8 protein-coding genes and 1 pseudogene are annotated in these 7326 nt (G+C 64.7%); 3 read left to right on the forward strand and 6 right to left on the reverse strand.

Features of this window, described 5'->3' with window-relative positions; genetic code table 11:
• Positions 1-685: 685 nt before the first annotated feature.
• Positions 686-1357 (reverse strand): transposase, encoded by a 672-nt coding sequence (locus EV641_RS28915; RefSeq protein WP_199233424.1) that lies wholly within the window; start codon positions 1355-1357, stop codon positions 686-688.
• Between the two features lie 5 nt (positions 1358-1362).
• Between EV641_RS28915 and EV641_RS29360 the strand changes: the two genes are divergently transcribed.
• Complete coding sequence (locus tag EV641_RS29360) at positions 1363-1515, forward strand: hypothetical protein (RefSeq protein ID WP_158289238.1); 153 nt, start codon at positions 1363-1365, stop codon at positions 1513-1515.
• Positions 1516-1604: 89 nt separating this feature from the next.
• Here EV641_RS29360 and EV641_RS28920 read toward each other — a convergent pair whose 3' ends face one another.
• Positions 1605-1832, reverse strand: a complete 228-nt coding sequence (locus EV641_RS28920) for a hypothetical protein (RefSeq protein ID WP_241997542.1) — start codon at positions 1830-1832, stop codon at positions 1605-1607.
• A gap of 728 nt (positions 1833-2560) precedes the next feature.
• On the opposite strand from EV641_RS28920, the gene EV641_RS28925 reads away from it, so the two are divergent.
• Positions 2561-2866: an XRE family transcriptional regulator gene (locus EV641_RS28925; protein WP_132476947.1), complete on the forward strand. Its 306-nt coding sequence runs from the start codon at positions 2561-2563 to the stop codon at positions 2864-2866.
• A 135-nt stretch (positions 2867-3001) separates the two neighbouring features.
• Here EV641_RS28925 and EV641_RS28930 read toward each other — a convergent pair whose 3' ends face one another.
• The 3 genes and pseudogenes from EV641_RS28930 to EV641_RS30070 form a co-directional block, all read right to left on the reverse strand.
• Complete coding sequence (locus EV641_RS28930) at positions 3002-3526, reverse strand: GNAT family N-acetyltransferase (RefSeq protein ID WP_132476949.1); 525 nt, start codon at positions 3524-3526, stop codon at positions 3002-3004.
• 5 nt (positions 3527-3531) lie between these two features.
• Entirely contained in the window at positions 3532-4959 is a 1428-nt protein-coding gene (locus EV641_RS28935; protein WP_132476951.1) for a hypothetical protein, read from the reverse strand.
• 25 nt (positions 4960-4984) lie between these two features.
• Positions 4985-5101: pseudogene (locus EV641_RS30070) on the reverse strand (acyl-CoA dehydrogenase); the annotation flags it as partial.
• A gap of 178 nt (positions 5102-5279) precedes the next feature.
• Here EV641_RS30070 and EV641_RS28945 point away from each other — a divergent pair.
• Positions 5280-5930: a TetR/AcrR family transcriptional regulator gene (locus EV641_RS28945; RefSeq protein ID WP_132476953.1), complete on the forward strand. Its 651-nt coding sequence runs from the start codon at positions 5280-5282 to the stop codon at positions 5928-5930.
• Positions 5931-6311: 381 nt separating this feature from the next.
• Here the strand turns inward: EV641_RS28945 and EV641_RS28950 are convergent, their stop codons facing one another.
• On the reverse strand, positions 6312-6683 hold the full coding sequence (locus EV641_RS28950; protein ID WP_132476955.1) for a DUF732 domain-containing protein: 372 nt from the start codon (positions 6681-6683) through the stop codon (positions 6312-6314).
• Positions 6684-7326: the final 643 nt, after the last annotated feature.

Consider the following 7326-nt stretch of genomic DNA (forward strand, 5'->3'; position numbering starts at 1 on the left):
GAGCGCTGTGCCCGCACTCGCATCCGTATTCTCCGGCGTGTCACCATGCAAAACCCCAGGTCATCCGCATGTTAGAAGACTTTGACGGCACCCTGGTCCTCTCATAGGGTGCAGTTGTGATCTTGAGGCGACGTTGGGCGATATGTTCTGCGCTGGGCGTCGTAGTTGCTGCTGTGGTTTCCTGCGGATCGTTCGCCGTCGGTGAGCGCGAGTCCCTTGACGAGGACACGATCAACGAGGTCTTGCAGGCTGTCGGTTTCACTGTGCCGAGTGGCTTTGAGTTCGGCCAGGCGTATCAGTACTCGGAGTTTGTGGGAGAGCCTGCACGAGCAGCGCGGTTCGAGGGGCCTCCTGAACTGGAAGACGGTCGAGCAGTGGCCGCCGCCAACCCGGCCTACCCGGCAATGCAACCAGTGGACTGTGATGCGGCGTCTACGGGCAGCTGGAGTCCGCTCGGGTACATATGCGCGCCCGGATCACTTACGACTCAGTACCCATCGGAGGGAGCCTTTGATACCGTGACGGTCGTTTTGAGTCACGACAAGCGCAGCTCACACCTGTTCATCTACAGTTCCGGGCACTGACGGATCTGCGCCGGTGATTCCGTTCCGTGGAGGTATTCGATCGTGATGCGCGCCAAATTCTCTTTCCTCCAAAACAACTCGGACACTCCTATAGACGCTTGTCAAGCCGCAAGGACCTGTTGCAGGGGTTGCAGGGTGTCGCGGATGAGCGGATATAGCTGGCGGGCGATGTAGCGCTTGATGCAGCGGATGATCTCCATCTTGGTCTTGCCCTCAGCGGTGCGGCGCTGGACATACTCTCGGGTGGACTGGTCATATCGCATCCGGACAATGGCGATGCGGTAGAGCGCAGAGTTGGCCTGCCGGTCGCCGGCGCGATTGAGTCGGTGTCGGTTGGTCTTTCCTGAGGACGCGGGGATCGGGCAGGTGCCGGTCAACGCCGCGAACGCTGGCTCTGAGTGCAGCATCTCGGGGTTATCTCCGGCGGTGATCAGCAGCTGGGCGATGGTGTCGGGGCCAGTGCCGAAGACGGCCATCAAGTCCGGCGCGTGCTCGCCCAGCAGCCGGTCCAGATGTGCGGTGAGATCTTGGATCTGCTCCGCAAGCATCTGCCAGCGCCGCGCCAGGATGCGCAGGGCATACCGCGTGGCCTCCTCCGCTGTCACGGGCGTGCGAGACGGGCGTGTGGCCAACAGCCTCGCCGTCAGCTTGCTGTTGCTCAACCCCTGGTAGCAGGCCCGGAGGGCGGCGGGGCCGGCGACGAGCATGGCCTTGATCTGGTTGATGGTGGCGGTGCGCTCCCGCACGGCCGATGACCTGGTGGTGCGCAGCACCCGCAGTGACTCTGCCCGCCTCAGGCGGTGAACAGGTCTCCGGAACGCTCTCGATGCGCAGCCTCGAGGTGACCCGGCGTGGGGACGTCGGCCGGCCGGACCTTCGCGAGCTGGTCGCAGCCGCGGTGCGTCACCAGAACGCCCTCGCCGGTGCTTGACTCAGTCTGATTCTGCTAGCGGCGCCAAAGCGCTACGGGCAGTGGCCGCCGCCACCATCAGCCTGCGGACGTGCTCTGGCCCCACCGGTTCAGACGAGTTCGGTGTCGGGGTCTTCGTCATCGAGGTTTTCGCTGTCGCGGAAGATCAGATTGCCGTCGTCGAGGGCGATCGCCCATCGCCGGGGGAGCGCCCAGTCGCGTCCGTAGGCTTTCGGGTCGAGACGACCGGAGCCGGCGAAGTCCTCGATGATCACACCTGATGCGAGGGGCCACTGATCTGCGGGGAGTTCCGTGTCGAGGGAGTGCGGGGTTCTCACGCGTGTTCCGACCGAAAACCGTCGCCGTCGTCCACCTTTGGGGTCAGGATTGGTAGACATAGGTCTTCCCGTTCGCTCTGGATGGATACCGAAGGGGTGTCATCATTTCTCGCAACTGTTCGATTCGTCGTTTCGCGCGTCACGACGACGCCGAGCATACGGGCCGATCCCTCGTTGCGCGCGAGTCGTGAATCCTCGCGGCCCGGTCGACCTCACCCATCTGGCGCCGCACACATCGCGAGGACATTCAAACCTGCCACACTCGGTGGCGACTGCGGAACCGATGGACCGTCGTGGTGTGGACACCGGTGCTTATCGGCCGAGTTCGGGCTGCGGTGCGATCGGGTTGCCTTGCCGGCGGGTCGAGTCGGGGACCCGGTCCCCGCGCATCACCAGTGAGGCCGGTCCGACGGTGGCGCCGGCGCCGATGGCCCGAGGCGGGCAGTGCCACGCTGTGCGGACCGAGGGTCACGTTCGGGGTGAAGGAATCCGCGCCGAAGTTGGATGTAGACGATTCCGTCGGCATCGATGTCCACGCTGGTCGGCGCACCGGTCTTACCGAACGGCAGGGTCGTTTCCTCGCCGTGGGCGCTGAGCCTCTTCACAACGGCCGGGTCGTGAAACTCACCCCGAGGGGAGCAGAGCGAATTGGATCTCAGGGTGAACATACCCCTTGCCGACGAGCGCTTCGACACGCATCTGAACCGACTGGAAGGCAAATGAGAACAATGACCGAGAGTCTCGACGACATGCTCGCCACGCGGCCCGTGGACCGGGCCGCGGTCGATGCGCACAAGGCCCGGATGCTCGACCAGGTCCGCGCCTACCGACTCAAGGAACTGAGGGAAGAGCGTCGCCTGACCCAGCAGGATGTGGCCGAACGGCTGAATGTGGGGCAGAACCGGGTGTCGAACATCGAGCGCGGTGACCTCGAGCGAGTGCGGCTCGATACGCTCCGTCGCTACGTCGACGCGGTCGGCGGCACGCTCCGCATCGAGGTCGAGTTCGGCGACGACCGCTTCCGGATTGCGTAGCACACCGACGCCGATCGGTGCGACGGCCGGCTGTGGCCTCGGTGTGTGCCGGGTGCCGGTCGTGCACCTCAGCAGTCTCCACGCCCTATGGACGCACCGCCGACACCGCGCCTGTCCAGGCCGGTCGCCGGCCGGTCAGGGGAGCCGCGGATTTCCCGGGTCGACCGAGAGCGAAAGCACCATCGCGACCTCGCCCGGGCTGTCACCGGCGTCGGTTCCGCGTGCCGGTCGCCGGTCGGAGGTCGGCCGGAAGCCGAACGCGCTGGCGAACGCCACGGCCGAGCCGTTGTCCGAGCCGACCCAGAAGTACAGACGTCGGTGCCCCTGCGCACGGGAATGCTCCGCGCCCGCCCGGACCAGGTCCCACGCCACGCGGCTTCGGCGTGCCTGCGGGGCGACCCACACACCGAGGATCTCCCCGGCCTGCTCGTCCCGTGCGTGGACACCCAGGCCGATTATCCCGACGGCCTCCCCGGCGCGGTCGGCCACGAGCAGACGAATACTGCGCATCCGCTCCCGCCAGCCCTGTTCGTCGTCGCGGGACTGCTCCTCGTCGGCGGCGACAACGGCACCCGGGGACTCCCGCAGCGCCGCCAGCCGAAGGTCGCGATAGACCTGCCAGTCCGCTTCACCCAGCACCCGCACCTCGATGTCGGCCATGACCTTCATGCTCGCATAGACACGCGCGCTGCTCGGCGTGTCGGGCCAACCCGAGCCGGGCGCCGATGTCGTCTTGTGGAACCAGGACAGGCGGCGGCCGGTTCGTTGCTCCGGTTCCCGGTCGCGGCGAGTCCGGGGCGCTCGATCCGGTGTGATCGACGGTCTGCGCACCGGCAGGTCCGTCGCGTCGGCGGAGCTCGAGGAAGGCGCATCGGGCGGTCGAGGTGTCGCGACCCCTGATCGAGCACCACCAGATCGATGCCAGCGGTCCTGTCACACGCTGCGGGAGTTCGATCAGGTTCGCCCGCGACCGTCCCAGCCGGTCGAGCCGGGTGACCGAGCTGATCGCCGCGTCGGGCGACCAGCAGTGCCTGGTCCGGACCGGGCCGGTGGGCCGGCACCCCGTAGGCGGTGTCGGTGAAGACCTGCTCGCACCCGGCCGCGCGGAGCGCGTCCTGCGCTTCGGGGTGTTGATCGCGGGTGGAGACTCGGGCCAGGACGATCCGCACCCGTCCAGCGGAAAACGAACCCCGAGCGCGCACCATCCCTGCGTTGGCGGATATCCGGCGTGGCGCCTGTTCGAACACCGCACGCGCCCACTGCGCGAGTGTCACCGCGTCGAGTTCGCCGATCACCTGCTCGAAGCCTGCATACACCACATCCGGCTCACACAATGCGGCCATCAGACACAGATTCGTGGCAGCTTCGAGTGGCAGCGCCTTGTCGTCGCCGTCCAGCTGGATCGCCGGCAACAATTCCGGGCGCAGCCACGACGGCAGGGTCGGCATCCGGGCAGGTAGCCGCAACAAGGGATCGGCGGTGAGCAACGTGTCGATCACCTCGGCTGCCTCGCGTCCGTACCCGGCTGCAGCCGAACGGATGTCGCCGCAATGGCCGATGCTCTGCAGATAGAGTAGGGCGGTTTCCGCGGCCGTTCGCTGCAGGCCGGGTTTGCCGACCGCGGCCGGGGTCAGATCGTGCGCCGCGGTCGTGGCGTGTCGCTGCAGCCACTGCTGTGCAGCAGTGCGGGTGGTGCGGCGAGTGCACCACTGCGCCATGAGTGCCGTCACTTCGCTGCCTTCGACCGGCAGCAACGCTTCGATGTGGCCGGCCGGTTTGGAATGCACCGCGGCGAGCACGTAGCCGATCGCCTCGGTGTCGAACCGGCCGAGGATCCGTTGCAGGTCGGGCACTGCCCGCCACACGAAGCCGGGTTGCGCGCCGTCGAAATAGGGCCGGATCATCTCGACCGGGGCTTGCGCAAAATCCCAGATCTGCAGACCGCGTGGGTGCCGCAGCGCGAACTCGATCGACGCCCGCCAGCCCGGGCCGGGCACGATCGGATAGCGGGGCGGGGTCTGTGTCCACCGTTCCCGTTCCCCGGCGCGCCAGCTGGTGCACAACGGGGTCGGGGACGACTCGACCGACAGCACAGTTGGTTTCGGTCGTCGATAGCCCTGGATCGGCGCTGCTGTCGACAATATTGCGGATCAGCGTGGACGGACATTCCTTGGCCGTGACGTCACGGACGGTGTCCTGCCACAGTCGCTGATCGGAGTCGAACTCGAAGAGCATTCCGACGTACCTCTCTGCCAAAGCTGCAGTGCAAACAATTCGATAATATAATTCTCTTCACAAGAAAGTAATAGTCTCATTCACGTCAAATGACTCACAGGTAACCATCCCAGGGTAAGCCCCTTCTCCGGTACAGTGCTCACATGTTTGCCTCACGCAACAACGGGCAGTTCGCGCAGTGACCGGCCCGAGCGAGGAACCAGCATGGAAGCAGCGTGCAGTCGAGCGATCCATCCGGCCCGCGAAGCTCCGCGCCGAGCAGCGCGTCCAGCGCTTCCTCGATGCCGCCCAAGCCATCATCACCGAGAAGGGCAGCACGGACTTCACGGTCCAGGAAGTCGTCGACCGCTCGAAACAGTCATTGCGCAGCTTCTACCTGCAGTTCGACGGCAAGCATGAACTCCTGCTCGCACTGTTCGAAGACGCACTCGGCCGCTCTGCCGATCAGATCAGGGCGGCCGCAGCCGGCGAGGATGATCCGGTCGATCAACTTCGAGTGGCAGTCGAACTTCTGTTCGAATCATCACGTCCCGACCCTACTGCGCAACGCCCACTGTTCACCGACTTCGCGCCGCAACTGCTGCTCACGCACCCCACCGAGGTCAAGGTGGCGCACGCGTCGATGCTTTCACTGTTCACCGAACTCATGGAGAAAGTCGCCGCGGCGGGCATGCTGCGCAGCGATTTCAACGCGCGGCGCGCCGCTGCGATGACCATGCAGACCGTGATGTTCATCGCTCAGTCGAGCGGTGATGCCGAGGCCACTGCACACCCGATCACAGCCGACGAGGTATGGACGTTCTGCTCACAGGGCTTCGCCACCAAATAGGAAGAATATTGCTCTCATTTGAGAGCGGTTCATTTACACTCGGCGGTGACCGAGCTTTGGAACGATCTGCTGACGTGTCTCGACCTCACTCCGGCCGCCGATTCGGCCCCCCATACTGGCAATACTGATACCGGTGGAGCGCACGGTCGATGCTGTGTCCGACTTGTAGGCCGGGCATCCGCTCATGGTCGAGGCGAGGCTGCTGTGCGGATGGATTGGGTAGCCGGCGTTCGCGCGTTTGTTCTCTATTGGTCCGAGTGTGCGGAGTAGGCGGGATGTTGTGAGGCGTCCGGCTTCGTCGATTGCTTCTTGTGTGGGGGTTGTGGTCACGGGGGGAGCGTATGCGGGGGCCCTGACCGAAGTTGGTGGTTGGGTGTGTGTTCAGCGTTCCCAGCTTGCTTTGTATTCGGGGCAGTAGATGTCGATGCCCAGTCCGGCGATTTTCGCGGCGTTGTCTTCAGACAGGCCGGTGCGGACTGCGATTCGTTGGGCGATGCCGTACACCTCGAACGGATCGACGTTGGCGGGGTCGTCGGTGGTCTCGTTGAGGTCTGTGCATGCGTTGTGTGCTTGTTGTCGGGCGAACCCGGGTTCGACGTCGAGGTTTTCGGCGGCGAGTCGCTGGTCGAATTGGGCGTCTTGGTCGGCGTTCTGGTCGTTGTTGTTTCCGCCGCAGGCACCGGCGAGCAGCGCGATGGTTGTTGCAGCGGCTGCGGCGAATGTTCGGGTGGGTGTAGAGGTGTTGATTCTCATCGTGTGTCCTATGAAGTGGGGGTGTTGTTGTGTTTATCGCAGGTAGTGTGTGTGTTGTGTCGTCACGCTTTGGTGTCGGTGGCGTGGGGTCGGCGTGTGTTGTGACCTGGGGTGATGGCATGTCCTGGTGGGGTGGCCGGCTTCGTGTGGGGGTGCGGCGGGCGGGTTGGGACCGGCGGCGCTGTCTGTTTGGGTGATTTGAATTATATTGGGCTGCAATGTATTTCTGAATGATGTTGTGGTGCGGTGATATACCGCTGATTTGCGTATGGTACGTGCTATGAATCGGCGTATCATGTTGAAATTATTAAGTATTCGTGTTTGGCGCCTGCTAGTTATACTTGGTGCATGGGGGTGTGGTGGGGTATGATGGGTGCATGACATCGGGACGGGTTGAGAGCGGCATTGTGGTGGTGTGCACGGCGCGCGCAGCGCGCCCCGGTCTCTCGGTGCTTACCGGTGATGCACTGATGGTGACATTGAAATCTGTTGGTGCGTGTACAATTTCGGTTTCGAGCGGAGCGCAGCGACGCGGGCGACGGCAACGATACGGTGCCCCCGTCGAGCCGCGCAGCGGCTCCCTGGTGGGGAGCGCAGCGACCCGCCCCGTTCCCCGACGCGAAGCGTCGGGGGGAGCGCCGCG

The organism is Rhodococcus sp. SMB37 (assembly GCF_004345605.1).
GTDB lineage: Bacteria > Actinomycetota > Actinomycetes > Mycobacteriales > Mycobacteriaceae > Rhodococcus.